Below are 16,565 nucleotides of genomic sequence, written 5' to 3'. Positions count from 1 at the left end.
GGCCCGAGCCGGCGTGCAAGACGCCCGACGGGCGCGACCCGAAGCGCATGCCGTCCTGCCGCTCGCGCGCACTCGGCGCACCTCGCCCTTTATCATGAAATACGCTATCCACCTTGAGCCGACGACTCAGCCGGCAAAGCGGCTATGCTGAAATCGTCATTCGCCACGCGCGATTCACGCAAGACGGCAGGATTTTCCCTGCTTACACTGCGCTGAACACATCAACACTCAGGAGAGCAGTCGTGGCGCATATCTGGGAAGGCGTATTGCCCGCAGTCACCACCAAATTCAACGCGGATTTCAGCATAGATCGCGCGTGGACCGGCAAGAATATCGAGGCGCAGATCGACGCCGGTGTGGACGGCATCATCGTGTGCGGATCGCTGGGCGAAGCGTCGACGCTCTCGCTGGATGAAAAGCTGCAAGTGCTCGACATCGCCGTCGAGGCTTCGCGCGGCCGCGTGCCGGTCCTGCTGACGATCGCCGAAAACAGCACGCTCGACGCCTGCCGTCAGGCCGAGGCCGGCAGCCGTCATGGCGCGGCCGGTTACATGGTGCTGCCGGGGCTGCGTTACCTGTCGGACCGCCGCGAGACGCTGCATCATTTCCGCAGCGTCGCCGACGCGAGCGCGCTGCCGCTGATGATCTACAACAATCCGCTCGCCTACGGCGTCGACATGACACCCGACATGTTCGCTGAGATCGCCGACGAGAAAAAGATCGTCGCGATCAAGGAATCATGTGGCGACGTGCGGCGCGTGACCGACCTGATCAACGCGGTCGGCGATCGTTTTGCGATTCTCTGCGGCGTCGACAATCTCGCGATGGAAGCGATACTGATGGGCGCGCATGGCTGGGTGGCCGGTCTCGTATGCGCGTTTCCGCGCGAGACGGTGGTGATCTACAAGTTGCTGAAAGCGGGACGGCTAGAGGAGGCGCGGGCGATCTACCGCTGGTTCGCGCCGCTGCTCGCGCTCGACGTGTCGGCGAAGCTGGTGCAGAACATCAAGCTTGCCGAGGCGATCGTCGGACTCGGTACGGAGCCGGTTCGGCCGCCGCGTCTGCCGCTGGCCGGCGACGAACGCAAGGCCGTCGAAGCGTTGATTCGCAAGGCGCTCGAAACGCGACCCGCGCTGCCGCAGATTTGATCCGACACGGCTGCGGTTGGCGTCAGGCTGCCTGCTTCTGGACGCCGATCTCCGCATCGATAACGGTGGCTTCACTCTGACGTAGATGCAGCAGCCGGTAGCCGCTTTTATAAACCGGTTGCAGCCGGAATTCGTTTTGCGGCTCGATCTCGAGCAGGAGGCGCAGCCGCGAAACGTGACTGTCGATGGTGCGGGTGAATTCGCGGAATTCGCGACCCCATACCATCGCGAAGATGTGGTCGCGCGACAGCACGCGGCCAACGTTGGAGAAAAACAGCGACGCCAGCCGGTACTGCGTGCCGGACAGCTGAACCGGCTGACCGCGCAGCATGACGAGTTGACGGTGGGTGTCGAAGTGGTATGGACCGACATCGAAACTGGCGGAGCTGAACCGGTCCGGATACGCCCGCCGCAGCAGTGCAGCGACCCGCTCGCGAAACTCGGCTGCGCGCAGCGGCAGCGCGACATAGTCGTCCGCGCCGCCGACGAACGCGCGCACGATGTTTTCCTCCGCCGTATCCGCCGATGCGAACATGACCGGCAGACGGTCGCCGCCCACCGCGCGCGCCGCGCGCAAAACCTCGGCGCCCGAGAGGCGCAGGCCCTGCCAGTCGAGCACCAGCAGATCGACCGTGGAACGCGCGAGCGCTCTCGACATGCTCAGGCCGTCGTCGAAGGTCGAGCAGGAATGGCCGGTGCTCGTCAGGACCTTTTCGATCGACTGACGCATGACCAGGTCACGCTGAAGAATGGCAATTCGCATGGGATGGACTCGTAAGATAGCTCGGACGCGATTCTCAGAGGCGGGCCCATTCCATCCCATAGGAGCAATCCTAATTACATATGAATCCATCCGCGCGGACAACGCCGCTCCGCATTCCTACATTCGCTAACGACAAGTCCTGAGAGCACGGTCGTCGCGATTGCCGATGAAAAAGCACATTCCCGGGAACTTTTTCCAATCTAATTAAGCACTTCCCGAAGCAATCGGCTTTCATCCTGTAAAATCCCGCCTGGCCTCAATCGTCACCGCGCTTGCCCTACCCGGGCCGGCGCGCCGGTGTCCCGTGCTCTACCCAGCGCTTGCCACACTTCTCGCCCGACGACCGCCGTATTTCCACGCGCTACGTGTGGCTCCCAATTCAAGACAAGATCAGGCAATGCAAGCGACAAATCTGGGTGGAGCGCAGGCTGTCACCCCACGCCCTCTTGGGCGCAGCGATTACAAGACGCTCGGACTCGCCGCCCTCGGCGGGGCGCTGGAGTTCTACGACTTCATCATCTTCGTGTTTTTCGCGCCGGCGATCGGCCAGCTATTCTTCCCCGCCGCGATGCCGGACTGGCTGCGTCAGGTGCAAACCTTCGGCATCTTCGCCGCGGGCTATCTGGCGCGGCCGCTGGGCGGCATCATCATGGCGCATTTCGGCGACCTGTTCGGCCGCAAGCGCATGTTCACGCTGAGCGTGCTGCTCATGTCCGTGCCCACGCTGATGATGGGCCTGCTGCCCACTTACACCAGCATCGGCGTGCTGGCGCCGGTCCTGCTGCTGCTGTTTCGCGTGATGCAAGGCGCGGCGGTCGGCGGCGAAGTGCCGGGCGCCTGGGTGTTCGTCTCGGAGCACGTGCCGCAGCGGCACATCGGCTATGCGTGCGGCACGCTGACGGCCGGCCTCACGGCGGGCATCCTGCTCGGCTCGCTGATCGCCTCGGCGGTGAATCGCAACTTCGCGCCGGCGGAAATCTCCGCCTACGCGTGGCGCATTCCGTTCCTGGTCGGTGGCGTGTTCGGCATGTTTTCGGTGTATCTGCGCCGCTGGCTGCATGAAACACCGGTGTTCGCCGAACTCAAGCAGCGCAAGGCGATTGCCGCCGAAGTGCCGCTCAAGGCCGTGCTGCGCGACCACGGCCGCGCCGTGATCGTCTCGATGCTGCTCACGTGGATGCTCTCCGCCGCGATCGTCGTGGTGATCCTCATGACGCCCACGCTGCTGCAAAAGCAATTCCACATCGCGCCGGCCACGGCGCTGCTGGCGAACTGCGTGGCGACGCTGTGCCTGACGATCGGTTGCGTCATGGCGGGCTCGATCGCCGGCCGCATCGGCGCGGGGCGCACGATTTTCATCGGCGGCCTGGCGCTGGCGGTGACGTATTACGTGATGTTCCAGCAGCTCGCCGTCGACACCTCCGCGCTGGTGCCGCTGTACGCGGTGGCGGGTCTGTTCGTCGGTGTGATCGGCGCGATTCCGTTCGTGATGGTCAAGGCGTTCCCGCCGGTGGTGCGTTTCTCGGGCATCTCGTTCTCGTACAACGTGGCGTACGCCGTGTTCGGCGGCCTCACGCCGATCGCCGTGTCGCTGATGATGAAGTCGAACCCGATGGCCGCGCCGATGTACGTCGGCGCGATCTGTATTCTGGGGGCATTGACCACGCTGTTCATCAAGGACGCGCCGCAGAAGCACTGATCGGCTGCTTGTGCTTTGCAACGACGGCGTGCCGCAAACGGTGCGCCGTTTTTTTTTGCATCATCGGGCTCGACGCCTTGCGATTGCTGGTGACATTCACACTTCACGCCGCGCCGAAACATGGTGCGCTGCATCGAGCCTACGATGTATCGCATGAACTCCTCAAATCCCCCCCACTCGTCCGCACTCGGCCGTGTTCTCGCGACGGTCAGCGTCGGCTTCGTCGTCACGCAACTCGACGTGACTATCGTCAACATCGCGCTGCCGAAAATCGGCGCGGATCTGCATGCGAATGTCTCGGGCCTGCAATGGGTCGTCGACGCCTACACGCTCGCGTTCGCCGTGCTGATGCTGTCCGCTGGCGCGCTCGGCGACCGCTTCGGCGCACGGCGGCTGTACGCGGCCGGCATCGTGCTGTTCGCGCTCGCGTCGCTCGCCTGCGGCCTCGCGCTCGACTCGGCCATGCTGGTAGCGGCGCGCGCGGTGCAAGGCGTCGGCGCCGCAGCCATGCTGCCGAACTCGCTGGCGCTGCTCAATCAATCGTACGGACACGATCCCAAATTGCGCGCGCGTGCGGTCGGACTGTGGACCGCGGCGGGCGCGATTGCGATCGCGGCGGGGCCGGTGGTCGGCGGCCTGCTGATCGCGGCGTTCGGCTGGCGCAGCATCTTTCTCGTCAATCTGCCGATTTGCGCTGCCGGCTTCCTGGCGACCTTGCTGTGGGTGCCACGGCCCGAAGCCGCGACGTTTAGCGGACTGAAGCAATCGGCGGCGGCCGCCGCATCCGACAAGAAGCCGCGCGGCATTGACCTGGGCGGCCAGTGTCTTGCCATCGTCGCGCTGACCGCGTTCGTCGCCGCTGTGATCGAATGGCGGCCATTAGGTCTCGGCCACCCGCTCGTGGCCGGCGCCTTCGTGCTCGCGCTGATCGCGGCGAGCGCCTTTGTCCTGGTGGAAGCGCGCGTCGCGGCGCCGATGCTGCCGCTCTCGCTCTTCAGCAAGCGCTCCTTCAGCGTGGCGGTGCTGTTCGGCATCTGCGTGAATCTTACGTACTACGGCATGGTGTTCGTGCTGAGCCTGTATTTGCAGCGGGTGCGCGGCTATACGCCGTTGCAGGCGGGCCTCGCGTTCCTGCCGTTGACGGGCGGCTTTTTGCTGTCGAATGTCGCAAGCGGCTGGGTGGTCGGCCGCTTCGGCGTGCGGGTGCCGATGATCGCCGGCGCGATCACTGCCGGGCTGGGCTATGGCCTGCTGCATTTCGTCGATGCCGGCACGCCGCTCATCGGCCTGCTGCTGCCGTTCCTGCTGATTCCGTCGGGCATGGGCCTGGCGGTTCCGGCGATGACCACCGCCGTGCTCGCCTCGACGGACGCGCCACGTGCCGGCACCGCGTCCGCCGTGTTGAATACGGCGCGGCAGGCAGGCGGCGCGGTCGGCGTGGCAGCTTTCGGCGCGTTGGCGAGCGGCGCGACTGCTGCGCAGATCGTGGCGGGCATGCGGGCGTCGAGCGCCGTTTCGGTCGGCTTGCTGGTGATGGGCGGCGTGCTGAGCTGTTTCGTGCATCCGCAGCCGCAGTCATCGGACGCCGCGCGTCGTCATGCAGCTCGCGAACGGGTCGGCGAATCGCGTTGAGGGTGTCGCCTGTCAGGATCGTGTGCACAAAAAACGACCCCCGCGATGCTTGCGCATGGCGGGGGTCATTACCGTTGGTTCGACGGCATCTGGCTAGTTCGCCACGCCGCCTCCCGGCTTACAGCGACGCTTCCTGAATCGTGCCGGTGTCGATGGCGCGCTCGATCAGCCCTTCGTTTTGCGCTTTGGCGATGGCGTCGGCGATCAGTTTCTCCGGTTCCTCGATCTCGGCTTTGATCGTGCTGATGAACCCGGACGCATCCAGCACCACCAGCGTCTTCGCCGAATCGGCCAGGCTGATGATCACCCGATGCGGCGTGGGTCCCTCACCAAGACTCGCGCACAACTGCGTGGCCTTGCCGCCGATGATTTGCTCAAAACTTTGAATCATTATTTGCCCCCTTGGTTACGGCCAGAATCGAAAGCGACTCGCACAGACTACCTCAACTGCCGCATCAAAGCCCGAGCCCGCCACGCGGCGCTCGCGCACCGTCGATGCTGATGCGGCCCGCGCCCGTCACGAACAGCAGCAGGAAACCGCCGGCAATGCCGATGTTCTTCCAGAAATGGATCACCATGTCGCGTTGCAAGGCGGCGTCGGTGACATTCCAGAAATCGTGGCCCAGCACCGCGGTCGCCACCGTGTACACCGCCATGATCAGCGCGAGCGGGCGCACCTTGAAGCCGACGATCAGCAACAGGCCGCCGAGCGCCTCGACCGCCGTTGCGATCGGTGCGGCGATCTGCACGAACGGCACGCCCTTCGAATGCAGGTAGCCGACAAAACCCGCGTAGCCCAGCAGTTTCATCACACCGCCCCACAGGAACAACACCGCAAGGGCGATACGAGCGATGAGGATAACGCTGGAATCGACGGGACGCGACATGAGGCACTCCAGTAAATGAATAAGCAGCAGACCCGGCCAGCAGCCCGCAGTTCCCCACTTTGCACCGGACAATAGGGAGTTTGCCCGCCTTTTCCTAGCACGAACAAGGATAAGCAGCGCGGGACGCGCCGCACGCCGGGAATGGAAAAAGTATCCGGGCGGCCCGCCCGGTAGCGGCCACGGCGCACGCCGATGGCGCAACCGCCGCCGTGCTTATGTTCGAGGATACGTCGCGACTTCGATCAGATTACCGTCCGGGTCGCGGCAATACACCGAGGTCATCTTGCCGCGCGCGCCGTCGCGCTCCACCGGACCGGCCTCGATTTCGACGCCTTGCGCGAGCCAATGCGCCTTGACCTCGGCCGGACTCGTGGTCGTGACGAAGCACAGATCGGCGCTGCCGGGCGCCGGCTCGCGGCTGGTGAACCACGCGACGGTGTCGGCGGTCACGGGACGCAGATTGATCTTCTGATTGCCGTAGAACATCGCCACCCGCGTGCCGGTGCGCGACTCGAACTCGGTGCGCCGCATGCCGAGCATACGTGCGTACCACGCCGCGCTGACTTCCACGTCGGCGACGTTCAGAACGAGATGATCGAGAGTATCTATCGAGAAGCTCATGGTTTTCGTCACCGTGATGGAGGGCGAAGCGCCGCGGCGGATCGGCTCGATCCGCCGCCAGCGGCCAGACGAAAAATTAGCACGTGCGCGAGATCCGCGTGCGGCGACCGGCGCGTTGCGCTCGTGGCTTCGCGCCGCAATGGAGGTGGCAAAGGTTACGACTGAGGCGCGTCCGGCGCGAGCAGAACGCCCTTGGTGAAGACGAAGCAACCATAGCCGCGCTCTTCACCGGTCGCGATCACGCAATACGCTTTACGTGCCCGTTCATAAAACGCAAACCGTTCGATCGACGCGAACGGCACGTCGCGCCCTTCCGCGGCGTTGATCTCGACCTGCGCCTCGCGCTGCACGGCCGGAATGGTGTGCGGCTCGCCCACCACTTCCATGCGCGACGCGGGATGCTCGATGAACGTGTCCAGCGGCATCACCGACAGCACCGCGCGAATCGCGCGCGGCGCGCTCACGCCGTCGAGGCGGAGCACTTTTCCCAGCACGCTTTCGCGCGCAACCGAATCGCCGGGGAAATTGGCGTCGCAGATGACGAGTTCGTCGCCATGGCCCATCGCGCGCAGCGCATGCAGTATGTCGGCATTCAGCAGCGGGTCCAGATTCTTCAGCACGGTGTCTCCTTGTGGTCCGGTTGGCGGCTGACCGCCGAGGTTTGGACGTGGGTTATCAGGTTGCGCGAAGCGACCCGCTCACGCCCGCGTTCGAGTCGGGCTGAAGCAGCGGGCGCCCGGTTCGGCGCAGGCGTGTTCGCGCGACGAATCGCATTCCAGCGGACGATTGTAGCAAGCAACCTCGCGGGCATTCGCCGAGGGTGGCGCGAGGCGGCTGCAAGTCGCGCTGCTGGAACGGGTGGTCCGGCGAACGCGCTGCATGGCCGGCACAGTCACGGCTTCACGGCAGTGCCAGCGCAGCCAGCCGACCACCGCCAGCAGCACGAGACCCGCGCCGCCCAACACCGGCTCGCGCCAGCCCAGCAGCGCGATGAACATGAACGCGCGCGCTCCGGCGAGCAGCGCGAAGCCGGCCACCACGCTGGACAGCGAGTCGAGTGCGCCCGACAGGTGCGCCAACGTGATGGCCGATTGGGCAGCCGTGGCGGCAGCGAGCTCGTGCATGATCGTCTCCGTAAAAAAGTGGTGGTCAGACGCCGTCGGGCACCTGGTCGAGGAAGCCGGTGACGGCCTGCAAGCGTCCATGCGGATCGATCACACCGAAGTCGGATCCCTTCACGATCGCGTCGCCCGCTGGCGTGGTCAGCTCCCACGAGAAGCGCAGCCGGTCGGCGAAGCCGTCGACCTGGCCCGTACGGCGAAACGTGTGATGCGGGAAGCGCTCGTGCACCGCGCGGATCATCGCGTCGATGCCGGCGTGGCCCGCGCCCGCCAGCAGCGGGTCGCGATAGTCGGCGTCGGCGCTCCATGTCGCGGCGATCAACTCGCGACGGCGCGCGCCATCGGTTTCGTTCCATGCGTCGAAATAACGGTCGATCAGATCGGTATGCGCGTTCATCTCCAGACTCCTTGATTGGCAGGACTGAGCACTACGCTCGGCAGACTCGTTGTATGCGGCGGGCTCGGAGTGAAGATTGACGGCTCGGGCGCGGTGCGTCGATTACGTGGGAGGTAAGCATCCTTGCGCTTCGTTGTTCGTCGGATTGGCCATCCGGCCGAGTCGTCAGCCGCGGCGGCAGCGGCTAACCTCGTGCGGCGAATGGGGGCCGCGCGGCACAGACGCGCGGCATGTGGCGTATTCGACTAACACAGACACGGGGGCCCTTTTTCAATATGGTTTTCACACTTGCAAGACCGTATCCACAAGGATACACTGCTCAGCAGACCGGTTCACCACCTGTGTACGAGGTCAACCGCACCGAGGAATTCGACGCATGGCTTGCACGGCTCGCGGATTTACGAGCGAGGGCAAAAATACTCGTGCGCATCCGGCGTGCGGAACGCGGGCATTTCGGCGACGTGAAATTGCTGGAAGACGGTGTATCCGAGATGCGCATCGACTGCGGCCCGGGCTATCGGGTCTATTTCGCGCGTGAAGGGCGCATGGTGTATCTGCTTCTGTGTGGCGGCGTCAAGGTCACCCAGCCGGCTGATATCAAGCATGCCAAAACAATGTGGGCAGCAATCAGAAAGGAACTGTCATGAGCAAAATCAAAACCGCGCGGTTCGACGCGTCGGACTACCTCGATAGCGAGGAAGCGATTGCTGAGTATCTCAACGCAGCGCTTGAAGACGGCGACGCCGACGTGCTGCTTGCCGCCATCGCCGACATCGCTAAAGCGCGCGGCATCACCAAGGTTGCGGCCGATGCCGGACTCGGGCGCGAAAGCCTGTACAAAACACTCGCGCCCGGATCCAAACCGCGTATGGACACAGTGCTCAAACTGCTGCGCGCGCTCGGCGTCAAACTCAACGTGGTGCCGGAAGGCGTGGCGGCAGCCTGAGTCGCATTGCCGCTTGTGGCGACTTCACAGGACGGTCAGCATGTTGGATGAGCTGTGCGGTCAGGAATGTCTCCGGGGTTTCGTAGGCTTGGCCGGGCGAATTCCGGGGTATTCCATTACCTCTCAGGTAATGGATGGCTAGCGCGGTTTGGCTATCATCGGTGGCATGAACACACACTCTCTTGCGCAAACCGTCCCGTCGCATGCGTCGGCGGCCAGCCGCACGGTCGGCGACCTGCTGCGTGAATGGCGCCAGCGGCGAAGAATGAGCCAGTTGCTGCTCGCAGCTGAAGCCGATATTTCGACCCGGCATTTGAGCTTCGTCGAATCGGGTCGCGCGGTGCCGAGCCGGGAAATGGTCATGCACCTTGCCGAACGGCTCGACGTACCGCTGCGCGCGCGCAATGCACTGCTGGTCGCGGCCGGTTATGCGCCGCTATTCCGCGAGCGTCCGCTATCGGATCCGCAGTTGGCCGCCGCGCGCGAGGCCGTCGAGTTGGTGCTGAAGGGACACGAGCCCTACCCGGCGCTCGCCGTCGACCGGCACTGGACCATCGTTGCCGCGAACAACGCGCTCGCGCCTCTGTTGACCGGCGCCAGTCCGGAATTGCTGAAGCCGCCGGTCAATGCGCTGCGCCTGAGCTTGCATCCGGAGGGCATCGCGGCGTCGATCGTCAATTGGCATGCCTGGCGCGAGCACATTCTGGCCCGGCTGCAGCGGCAAATCGAGGTGAGCGGCGACAGCACGCTGAGCGCGCTGCGCGACGAACTGGCCGCCTATCCGGCGCCGCCGGACGCGGAAGCGGCCGGGCACGACAACGCCGCCGTCAATCAAATCGCGGTGCCGCTGCGGCTGCGTACGCCGATCGGCGTGCTGTCGTTTTTCAGCACGACCACGGTCTTCGGCACACCGATCGACGTGACGCTCTCGGAGCTCGCCATCGAAGCGTTCTTTCCGGCCGATCAGCAAACTGCGGCCGCACTGCGCGAATTCGGCGAGAGCCAGCGCGCCGAGGCGGCCCGCCAACCGTAGCCTGATGGTGGAAGACGAGGCACACTGCTGCGTTGAGCCCATGTCCTTTCACTCGCCAGATTGACGCGGAGAGATGCACTTGAACGACAGCCCCGTACTCGTACGCCAACTCGGTCTCGACGACCGCAACGACTATTTCCAGCTTCGCCTGCGCGGACTGAGGGCGCATCCGGATTCGTTCGGCCAGAGTTACGAAGAAGCGCTCGCCAAAGGTCCGTCACAACACGACGCGATGCTGAAGGGCTCGCATGCGGCGGAAGGCGATTTTTTGCTCGGCGCTTACGCATCGGCTGGAACGCCGTTGATCGGCGTGGTCGGCCTGATTCGCAATCCAAGCGACAAGCAGCGGCATAAAGCCGCCCTGATCGGCATGTACGTCGCGCCGGAAGCGGCCGGCCGCGGCGTCGGGCGCGCGCTGCTCAATGAATTGCTGGCGCGGGCCGCGCGCGTGGAGGGTTTGCGGCAAATCCAGTTGCACGTCGGCAGCCGTAACGAAGCGGCGCGAAAACTGTATGAGTCGCTCGGCTTTCGCAAATTTGGCTGCGAGGTCGGCGCGCTGAACGTCGGTGGCGTGTTTCATGACGCGGATCTAATGGCGCTGTTCATCCAATAGCTACTGGCGCCCGAACGTCGCGCCCGGTCACCCTCATTCGACCGCCCTGCCGCAGCACGCGATCCGTGCTACTTTTTTGACTGCCTTGTCGCCACACCGGCCCCGAAAACGGTTAGCCAACCGCCCTCGGGCTGCTCTCTACCCATCGCTTGTCAGTCAACTCACACATGTCCGACCTCTCCACTTCGCTTCCGCGCGTGCCGCGCCGTTTCGATATCAATCCGAAACCTCTTGGCGCCGCGCTCGTTCTGATCACGCTGGGCGCGGTTTATCTGGCGCAGACCGTCAGCGGCCGCCAGGCGGCGCTCTATCTCGTCGGCGCCCTGCTCGGCATGTCGTTGTATCACGCGGCGTTCGGCTTCACTTCGGCATGGCGGGTTTTTATCGCCGACGGCCGCGGCGCGGGCCTGCGCGCTCAGATGCTGATGCTCGCGCTAGGCGTGTTGCTCTTCTTCCCGGCGCTACAAGCCGGCACGCTGTTCGGCCATCCGGTGGTCGGACTTGTGGCGCCGGCGGGCACGTCGGTACTGGTTGGGGCCTTCATGTTCGGCATCGGCATGCAATTGGGCGGCGGCTGCGCGTCCGGCACGTTGTACACCGTGGGTGGCGGCAGCACCCGCATGATCGTTACGCTGGCGGCGTTCGTTATCGGCTCGGTCGTGGCGACCGCGCACATGCCGTTCTGGACCGCATTGCCGTCGCTCAAACCGCTCTCGATGGTCACCGCGCTCGGCGCGGGCTGGGCCATCGCGCTAAACCTGGTCGTGTTCGCCGCCATCGCGGCACTCACCGTTCTGATCGAACGGCGCCGTCACGGCCAACTGTTCAACGAGCCGCCGCGCCAGTCGCATACGTCGCCGTGGCTGCATGGACCGTGGCCGCTGTTCGTCGGCGCGATCGCGCTGGCACTGCTCAACTTCGCGACACTGGCACTCTCCGGGCGTCCGTGGGGCGTGACGTCCGCGTTCGCGCTCTGGGGCGCCAAGCTCTTTGCCGTGCTCGGCATCGATGTGGCCGATTGGCCGTATTGGGCCGCTCACGCCAACGCGGGCTCCCTCGCCGCCCCTGTTACACATGACGTCACCTCGGTGATGGATATCGGCATCGTCCTCGGCGCAATGGCAGCCGCGGCGCTGGCCGGACGTTACGCGCCGGTGTGGAAAGTGCCCGCGCGCTCGCTGATCGCGGCCATGGTCGGCGGCCTGATGCTGGGCTACGGAGCCCGCCTGGCCTACGGTTGTAACATCGGCGCCTACTTCAGCGGCATCGTGTCAGGCAGCTTGCACGGCTGGCTTTGGCTGGCGGCGGCGTTCGCTGGAAACATGCTGGGCACCCGTCTGCGGCCGGCCTTCGGTCTCGAAGTCGAACGCGTTCGATCCACCGGTTGCTAGATGTTACGTAGGACGTTACAAATGCGGCCTAGTTTGTAACCGGGGCCGCACCAGCCTGTTACACCTCTGTTGTGTCCCCACTGCAGCGCTTTATGGCGGTATTTATTACTCTATATTGTGCTCGCTTTCTGTTTCCTTTCTGAGTCGAGCGGGAATTACCGATTCGCAACCGGCCCGCTCGCTTTCCTCAGATAAATTAGCGAAACGCCCGTAATACAAGGGTTTCCATGGATCAGACAAACGTCTTCGATAGCGGAAAATCCACTTGGCATCGTCTATTACAGGGCCGTGAAAGAGTTACCGAAATTTGATGCATCTTTTTGAGATATTTTTTTGAGAAGGGATTGATTTCTTGTTTTACCCTTCATACAATTCGTCCCAAGCTGTTACGAAATGTAACGCGATGTATCAAAAGGTCGCCATCTGTATCAGGTGGTGACCCGTAGCCGGAGGACAACGTTTCCGGCGAGGCACAAAAGACATAACGGCAAAAAATGCCGACATAGTAATTCGGGGCTTCGGAAAAAACAGAAATGGACCGTAGCAGCGAGACGCTGGATTCAATCCGCGAGATTAACTTGTCTTACATCATGCTTGCGCAACGTATGTTGCGTGAGGACAAACCGGTTGGCATGTTCCGGCTGGGACTGTCGTCGGAACTGGCTGATTTGCTTGCCGGGCTGTCGCTCGCGCAGATCGTCAAGCTGGCCGCTTCCGATCAGCTTTTGTGCTTCTTCCGCTTCAACGACCACTCGATGTTGTCGGCGTTGACGCAAACGACGAAGCACACCGCAGTGGCACCGACTCACGCGGCGATCCTGCTTGCAGGCCAGCCGGCTGAACAGTTCGCTTAATCGAGGTGACTGCGATGCTCAAGCGTAGCCTGACGGAAGACGCACAGGAAGTATTCCGCGCCATTGCACTGATCGAACTGGGCGCACGCATGCAAGTGCTCGAGAGTGAATTGACGCTCTCACGCGACCGCATGATCCGCCTGTATCGCGAGGTGAAGGGCGTGTCGCCACCCAAGGGCATGCTGCCGTTTTCGGCGGACTGGTACATGACGTGGCTCGCGAACATCCACGCGTCGCTGTTCTACAACACGTACCTGTTTCTGAAGAACGAAGCGCGCTGCTCGCATCTGGACGCGCTGACCAAAGGGTATCGGCTGTATCTGGAACATTGCCAGCACAGCGAAACCGAACCCGTGCTGGACTTGACGCGTGCGTGGACGCTGGTGCGTTTCTTCGACGCCGACATTCTTCAATTGACCAAATGCTGCCGTTGCACCGGCAAGTTCGTGGCGCACAAACACGATCTGCAGCACAACGTGGTGTGTGGCGCTTGCCAGCCGCCGTCGCGTGCCGGCAAGACGAAGAAAGCCGCGGCTGCCCGCCAGGAAGCGCTCGAAGCAGCACAGATCGCGCAAGCCGCCTGAGCGAAAAGTGAAGCGCCGCTGATTCGGTGAGGGCAGGTCCAGCCCGATTCGAACCGAAGCCTTGATTAGAAAGTCCGCCTCCGAGCGGACTTTTTTTGTCCCATGCGCGCCGGCGGTCGGCGGTCGGCACAACGCACACGGCGAAAACCGGATCAGCCGGCCAGTCCCACCGTCTGCACCACCAGCCACAGGTTCGCCGCGCTGATCACCACGAACAGCGTCCACGAAACGAACCGCGTCAGCAGCGTGTTGGCGAATTCGCCCATCAACGCACGGTCGCTGGTCATGCGGATCAGCGGATAAAGCGCGAACGGCAATTGCAGGCTCAGCACGACCTGGCTTGCGACCAGCAGCTTGCCGACCGCACCGTTGCCCATCATCTGCACGCCGATCAGCGCGGGGATCAACGCGAGCGCCCGAGTGATGAAGCGCCGCTGCCAGCATGGAATCTTCAGCTTCAGGAAGCCTTCCATGATGACCTGCCCCGCCACGGTGCCGGTGAAGGTCGAGCTTTGTCCCGAGGCGAGCAGGGTCACCGCGAACAACACCGCCGCGAAGCCGGTGCCGACGATCGGCGCGAGCAGCTTGTAAGCGTCTTCGATTTCGGTGACCTGATTGTGGCCGGTGGCGTGGAACGCCGCGGCGGCAAGAATCAGGATCGCCATGTTGATCAATAGCGCGAACACCAGCGAGCCGATCGTGTCGATGCGCGACATGCCGATCGCCGAGCGGATGCTGGCGGGGTCGCGCTTCACCGCGCGCGTCTGCACGATCGACGAATGCAGATAGAGGTTATGCGGCATGACCGTCGCGCCCAGAATGCCGATCGCCAGATACATGGGTTCGCGCGAGCTCAAAGCCTGCCACGACGGAATCAGCCCCTGCGCGACCGACGGCCAATGCGGCTGCACGAGTGCGAGTTCGATGATGTACCCCACGCCGATGGTCGCGATCAAGCCGAGCATGATCGCTTCGAGATCGCGGAAATTCTTGCCCTTCAGGCCGAGCACGATCAGCGTATCGAACGCAGTCAGCAGGACGCCCGTAGTCAGCGAACATTTGAATAGCAGATGGAAGGCCAGCGCGCCGCCCAGCACTTCGGCCAGATCGCAGGCAACGATCGACAGTTCCGCGAGCAGCCATTGAAAGCGCGCCACTGCCGGAGAATAACGATCTCTCGACAACGCCGCGAGATCGCGTCCGGTCGCAATGCCGAGGCGCATGCTCAGGCATTGCAGCGCCATCGCCGCAAGACTCGAGAGCATGACGACGAACAGCAGGCTGTAGCCATAGCGCGATCCGGCTTCGATGTCGGTGGCCCAGTTGCCTGGGTCCATATAGCCGATCGAGATCAGCAGGCCGGGGCCCGCGAATTGCAGGATCTTCTTCCAGAAAGGCGCGCCCGGCGAGACGGCCACCGAGCCTTGCACTTCGGATGGGCAAAACGGCGCCGTTGCGGTGGTCGGTAGTTTGAACTGCAATCCGGGAGTCTCTTGAAGGGGATAAAACGCGGCGCCTCGTATCGGCCGCCGCGAACCGCCTCAAGTGTACAAAGAAACTTCCGGCAACGCGCCGGTGAGCGCGTATCGGCCGACGTCGCGCACGCGATAGTCGAGCGGATCATGCAGCGTATGCACGCGGGCATTGCGCCAGAAACGGTCGAGCGCGAGCGGCGCGTGCGTCGCGCGGGCGCCACAGGCGTCGAACAGTTTTTCGCTGACGTCGAGCGCGGCGCGATGCGCGACGATCTTCGCCTCCGACGTGGCGAGCGCAACCTGCGCGCGGGTTTCCGCGGAAAGCGACGGACCTTGTTGCCACGCGTCTTCCAGCAGCCAGGCCGCACGCGTCGCCAGCGCTTCGGCGCTCACCGCCTGCAGGCGCATTTCGCCGAAACGCTGGATCAGGTAGGGATCGTCGGTGGCTTTGTCGACGCCGGAATAGATCCACGCTTTGCCGTTCTGCGTGACGTAGGCGCGCGCTTCGTCGAGCGCGCCTTGCGCAATGCCCACGAACAGATTGGTCAGCACCTGTTGCGAGATCAGCGTGCGCAAACTTGCATGCGGCGTGTCGGGCCGCACCATCACTTCATGCGGTTCGACCTTGACCCGCGTGAAAGACACGCTGCCGCTGTCGGTCTGACGCTGGCCGATCGGGTTCCAGTCGTCGTGAACGGTGATGCCTTCACGCGTCGTCGGCACGACGCCAAACACTGGTTTGCCGGTGAGCGGATCGTGCGCGGAGACCGTCATCATCTGCGAGCCGCGTGTGCCGGAGCAAAAGCCCTTCTGGCCGTCGAGCAGGTAGCCGCCGTCATCGGTTGCACTTGCAACGAACCGCGTGTCGAGTGGATTGACGGCGTTGCCCCACCACCATCGTCCTTCGACGGTGCCGCTCAGATAGCGGGCACGTTGTTCCGGATTGCCCCATACATTGACGCTGACCACCTGCAGGCAGGTGAAACCCAGCAAATGCGCGAGCGCGCTGTCCACTTGCGCGATCTTGCGGATCGTCTCGTAGATGTCGGGCCAGCGCGCGCCGAGGCCGCCGAATTCGCGCGGCACCGCGAGCGTGAGCAGCCCCGCGTCGGCGATCCATTGTTTTTCCCGCGCGGCGTGGCCGCCGTCGATATCGCGCCGCGCGGCGCTGGCGCGCAACGCGTCGAGCAAACCCGCGAGATCGCGCACCTCGGACGCAGCGAATGCCTGACGCGTTTGCAACGCATCGGCATGACGAGGATCGTTCATGCAATTTCCACTTGAAGAATTGTTCGGCGAGCGGCGCTAGACGGAGCGCCTACGGCTGAGCTCGATGCCGTAGCTAGCATGATAGGCGGTGATGCGCGCGCGGCAAATGTGAGCGGCTATTCCTCATGCAAA

Annotated in this window: 19 protein-coding genes; 10 read left to right on the top strand and 9 right to left on the bottom strand. The window is 63.8% G+C overall.

The features are described 5' to 3' along the window. Nucleotides 1–242 precede the first annotated feature (242 nt). Nucleotides 243–1,148 (top strand): dihydrodipicolinate synthase family protein, encoded by a 906-nt coding sequence (locus PQR54_RS11180; protein ID WP_132377684.1) that lies wholly within the window; start codon nucleotides 243–245, stop codon nucleotides 1,146–1,148. Nucleotides 1,149–1,170: 22 nt separating this feature from the next. Here PQR54_RS11180 and PQR54_RS11175 read toward each other — a convergent pair whose 3' ends face one another. Then, the gene (locus PQR54_RS11175) at nucleotides 1,171–1,911 is read right to left on the bottom strand and encodes a response regulator transcription factor (RefSeq protein WP_408245499.1); all 741 of its coding nucleotides are present in this window, start codon (nucleotides 1,909–1,911) and stop codon (nucleotides 1,171–1,173) included. A 397-nt stretch (nucleotides 1,912–2,308) separates the two neighbouring features. Here PQR54_RS11175 and PQR54_RS11170 point away from each other — a divergent pair, with 397 nt between their 5' ends. Together PQR54_RS11170 and PQR54_RS11165 are read left to right on the top strand one after the other, a co-directional pair. Continuing rightward, nucleotides 2,309–3,610 (top strand): MFS transporter, encoded by a 1,302-nt coding sequence (locus PQR54_RS11170; RefSeq protein WP_408245497.1) that lies wholly within the window; start codon nucleotides 2,309–2,311, stop codon nucleotides 3,608–3,610. Nucleotides 3,611–3,754: 144 nt separating this feature from the next. Continuing rightward, the gene (locus tag PQR54_RS11165; protein WP_408245495.1) at nucleotides 3,755–5,242 is read left to right on the top strand and encodes an MFS transporter; all 1,488 of its coding nucleotides are present in this window, start codon (nucleotides 3,755–3,757) and stop codon (nucleotides 5,240–5,242) included. Nucleotides 5,243–5,360: 118 nt separating this feature from the next. Here the strand turns inward: PQR54_RS11165 and PQR54_RS11160 are convergent, their stop codons facing one another. The 6 genes from PQR54_RS11160 to PQR54_RS11135 all read right to left on the bottom strand — a co-directional run bounded on the left by PQR54_RS11160 (nucleotide 5,361) and on the right by PQR54_RS11135 (nucleotide 8,268). Next, the gene (locus tag PQR54_RS11160) at nucleotides 5,361–5,633 is read right to left on the bottom strand and encodes a hypothetical protein (protein ID WP_012426442.1); all 273 of its coding nucleotides are present in this window, start codon (nucleotides 5,631–5,633) and stop codon (nucleotides 5,361–5,363) included. A gap of 64 nt (nucleotides 5,634–5,697) precedes the next feature. After that, the gene (locus PQR54_RS11155; RefSeq protein ID WP_012426441.1) at nucleotides 5,698–6,129 is read right to left on the bottom strand and encodes a DoxX family protein; all 432 of its coding nucleotides are present in this window, start codon (nucleotides 6,127–6,129) and stop codon (nucleotides 5,698–5,700) included. A gap of 213 nt (nucleotides 6,130–6,342) precedes the next feature. Then, nucleotides 6,343–6,750: a VOC family protein gene (locus tag PQR54_RS11150; RefSeq protein WP_408245492.1), complete on the bottom strand. Its 408-nt coding sequence runs from the start codon at nucleotides 6,748–6,750 to the stop codon at nucleotides 6,343–6,345. A gap of 155 nt (nucleotides 6,751–6,905) precedes the next feature. Next, a complete protein-coding gene (locus tag PQR54_RS11145; RefSeq protein WP_408174925.1) occupies nucleotides 6,906–7,370 on the bottom strand; it encodes an RbsD/FucU family protein in 465 nt (154 codons plus the stop codon). Nucleotides 7,371–7,448: 78 nt separating this feature from the next. Further along, a complete protein-coding gene (locus tag PQR54_RS11140; RefSeq protein ID WP_408245489.1) occupies nucleotides 7,449–7,874 on the bottom strand; it encodes a hypothetical protein in 426 nt (141 codons plus the stop codon). 25 nt (nucleotides 7,875–7,899) lie between these two features. Next, nucleotides 7,900–8,268: a nuclear transport factor 2 family protein gene (locus PQR54_RS11135; RefSeq protein WP_012426437.1), complete on the bottom strand. Its 369-nt coding sequence runs from the start codon at nucleotides 8,266–8,268 to the stop codon at nucleotides 7,900–7,902. Between the two features lie 275 nt (nucleotides 8,269–8,543). Between PQR54_RS11135 and PQR54_RS11130 the strand changes: the two genes are divergently transcribed. The 7 genes from PQR54_RS11130 (at nucleotide 8,544) to flhC (ending at nucleotide 13,689) form a co-directional block, all read left to right on the top strand. Further along, nucleotides 8,544–8,915, top strand: coding sequence for a type II toxin-antitoxin system RelE/ParE family toxin (locus tag PQR54_RS11130; protein WP_408245487.1), 372 nt, complete (start codon nucleotides 8,544–8,546; stop codon nucleotides 8,913–8,915). Further along, nucleotides 8,912–9,214 carry an addiction module antidote protein gene (locus PQR54_RS11125; RefSeq protein ID WP_012426435.1) on the top strand — a complete coding sequence of 101 codons (303 nt, stop codon included), beginning with the start codon at nucleotides 8,912–8,914 and terminating at the stop codon, nucleotides 9,212–9,214. The genes PQR54_RS11130 and PQR54_RS11125 overlap by 4 nt, the downstream gene beginning before the upstream one ends. Nucleotides 9,215–9,380: 166 nt before the next feature. Beyond that, a complete protein-coding gene (locus PQR54_RS11120) occupies nucleotides 9,381–10,247 on the top strand; it encodes a helix-turn-helix domain-containing protein (RefSeq protein WP_408245485.1) in 867 nt (288 codons plus the stop codon). A gap of 73 nt (nucleotides 10,248–10,320) precedes the next feature. After that, nucleotides 10,321–10,860, top strand: coding sequence for a GNAT family N-acetyltransferase (locus PQR54_RS11115; RefSeq protein ID WP_408245483.1), 540 nt, complete (start codon nucleotides 10,321–10,323; stop codon nucleotides 10,858–10,860). A 167-nt stretch (nucleotides 10,861–11,027) separates the two neighbouring features. Beyond that, nucleotides 11,028–12,251, top strand: a complete 1,224-nt coding sequence (locus tag PQR54_RS11110; protein ID WP_408245481.1) for a YeeE/YedE family protein — start codon at nucleotides 11,028–11,030, stop codon at nucleotides 12,249–12,251. Nucleotides 12,252–12,784: 533 nt separating this feature from the next. Continuing rightward, nucleotides 12,785–13,105, top strand: a complete 321-nt coding sequence (gene flhD / locus PQR54_RS11105) for a flagellar transcriptional regulator FlhD (RefSeq protein ID WP_007177882.1) — start codon at nucleotides 12,785–12,787, stop codon at nucleotides 13,103–13,105. A 14-nt stretch (nucleotides 13,106–13,119) separates the two neighbouring features. Then, nucleotides 13,120–13,689, top strand: coding sequence for a flagellar transcriptional regulator FlhC (gene flhC / locus PQR54_RS11100; protein WP_007177883.1), 570 nt, complete (start codon nucleotides 13,120–13,122; stop codon nucleotides 13,687–13,689). A 152-nt stretch (nucleotides 13,690–13,841) separates the two neighbouring features. On the opposite strand, the gene PQR54_RS11095 is transcribed toward flhC, so the two are convergent. Further along, nucleotides 13,842–15,170: an Nramp family divalent metal transporter gene (locus PQR54_RS11095; RefSeq protein ID WP_408245478.1), complete on the bottom strand. Its 1,329-nt coding sequence runs from the start codon at nucleotides 15,168–15,170 to the stop codon at nucleotides 13,842–13,844. 60 nt (nucleotides 15,171–15,230) lie between these two features. After that, on the bottom strand, nucleotides 15,231–16,433 hold the full coding sequence (locus PQR54_RS11090; protein ID WP_408245476.1) for an acyl-CoA dehydrogenase family protein: 1,203 nt from the start codon (nucleotides 16,431–16,433) through the stop codon (nucleotides 15,231–15,233). Nucleotides 16,434–16,565 lie beyond the last annotated feature (132 nt).

This window comes from Paraburkholderia phytofirmans (assembly GCF_046028095.1).
Lineage (GTDB): Bacteria > Pseudomonadota > Gammaproteobacteria > Burkholderiales > Burkholderiaceae > Paraburkholderia > Paraburkholderia phytofirmans_A.
This window is presented reverse-complemented; position numbering and strand designations above follow the sequence as displayed.

Bases quoted from the DNA above. Each gene is read 5' to 3' on its own strand.
- PQR54_RS11175 (WP_408245499.1), bottom strand. From the start codon at position 1,911: ATGCGAATTGCCATTCTTCAGCGTGACCTGGTCATGCGTCAGTCGATC.
- PQR54_RS11170 (WP_408245497.1), top strand. From the start codon at position 2,309: ATGCAAGCGACAAATCTGGGTGGAGCGCAGGCTGTCACCCCACGCCCT.
- PQR54_RS11165 (WP_408245495.1), top strand. From the start codon at position 3,755: ATGTATCGCATGAACTCCTCAAATCCCCCCCACTCGTCCGCACTCGGC.
- PQR54_RS11160 (WP_012426442.1), bottom strand. From the start codon at position 5,633: ATGATTCAAAGTTTTGAGCAAATCATCGGCGGCAAGGCCACGCAGTTG.
- PQR54_RS11155 (WP_012426441.1), bottom strand. From the start codon at position 6,129: ATGTCGCGTCCCGTCGATTCCAGCGTTATCCTCATCGCTCGTATCGCC.
- PQR54_RS11150 (WP_408245492.1), bottom strand. From the start codon at position 6,750: ATGAGCTTCTCGATAGATACTCTCGATCATCTCGTTCTGAACGTCGCC.
- PQR54_RS11140 (WP_408245489.1), bottom strand. From the start codon at position 7,874: ATGCACGAGCTCGCTGCCGCCACGGCTGCCCAATCGGCCATCACGTTG.
- PQR54_RS11135 (WP_012426437.1), bottom strand. From the start codon at position 8,268: ATGAACGCGCATACCGATCTGATCGACCGTTATTTCGACGCATGGAAC.
- PQR54_RS11130 (WP_408245487.1), top strand. From the start codon at position 8,544: ATGGTTTTCACACTTGCAAGACCGTATCCACAAGGATACACTGCTCAG.
- PQR54_RS11125 (WP_012426435.1), top strand. From the start codon at position 8,912: ATGAGCAAAATCAAAACCGCGCGGTTCGACGCGTCGGACTACCTCGAT.
- PQR54_RS11120 (WP_408245485.1), top strand. From the start codon at position 9,381: ATGAACACACACTCTCTTGCGCAAACCGTCCCGTCGCATGCGTCGGCG.
- PQR54_RS11115 (WP_408245483.1), top strand. From the start codon at position 10,321: ATGCACTTGAACGACAGCCCCGTACTCGTACGCCAACTCGGTCTCGAC.
- PQR54_RS11110 (WP_408245481.1), top strand. From the start codon at position 11,028: ATGTCCGACCTCTCCACTTCGCTTCCGCGCGTGCCGCGCCGTTTCGAT.
- flhD (WP_007177882.1), top strand. From the start codon at position 12,785: ATGGACCGTAGCAGCGAGACGCTGGATTCAATCCGCGAGATTAACTTG.
- flhC (WP_007177883.1), top strand. From the start codon at position 13,120: ATGCTCAAGCGTAGCCTGACGGAAGACGCACAGGAAGTATTCCGCGCC.
- PQR54_RS11090 (WP_408245476.1), bottom strand. From the start codon at position 16,433: ATGAACGATCCTCGTCATGCCGATGCGTTGCAAACGCGTCAGGCATTC.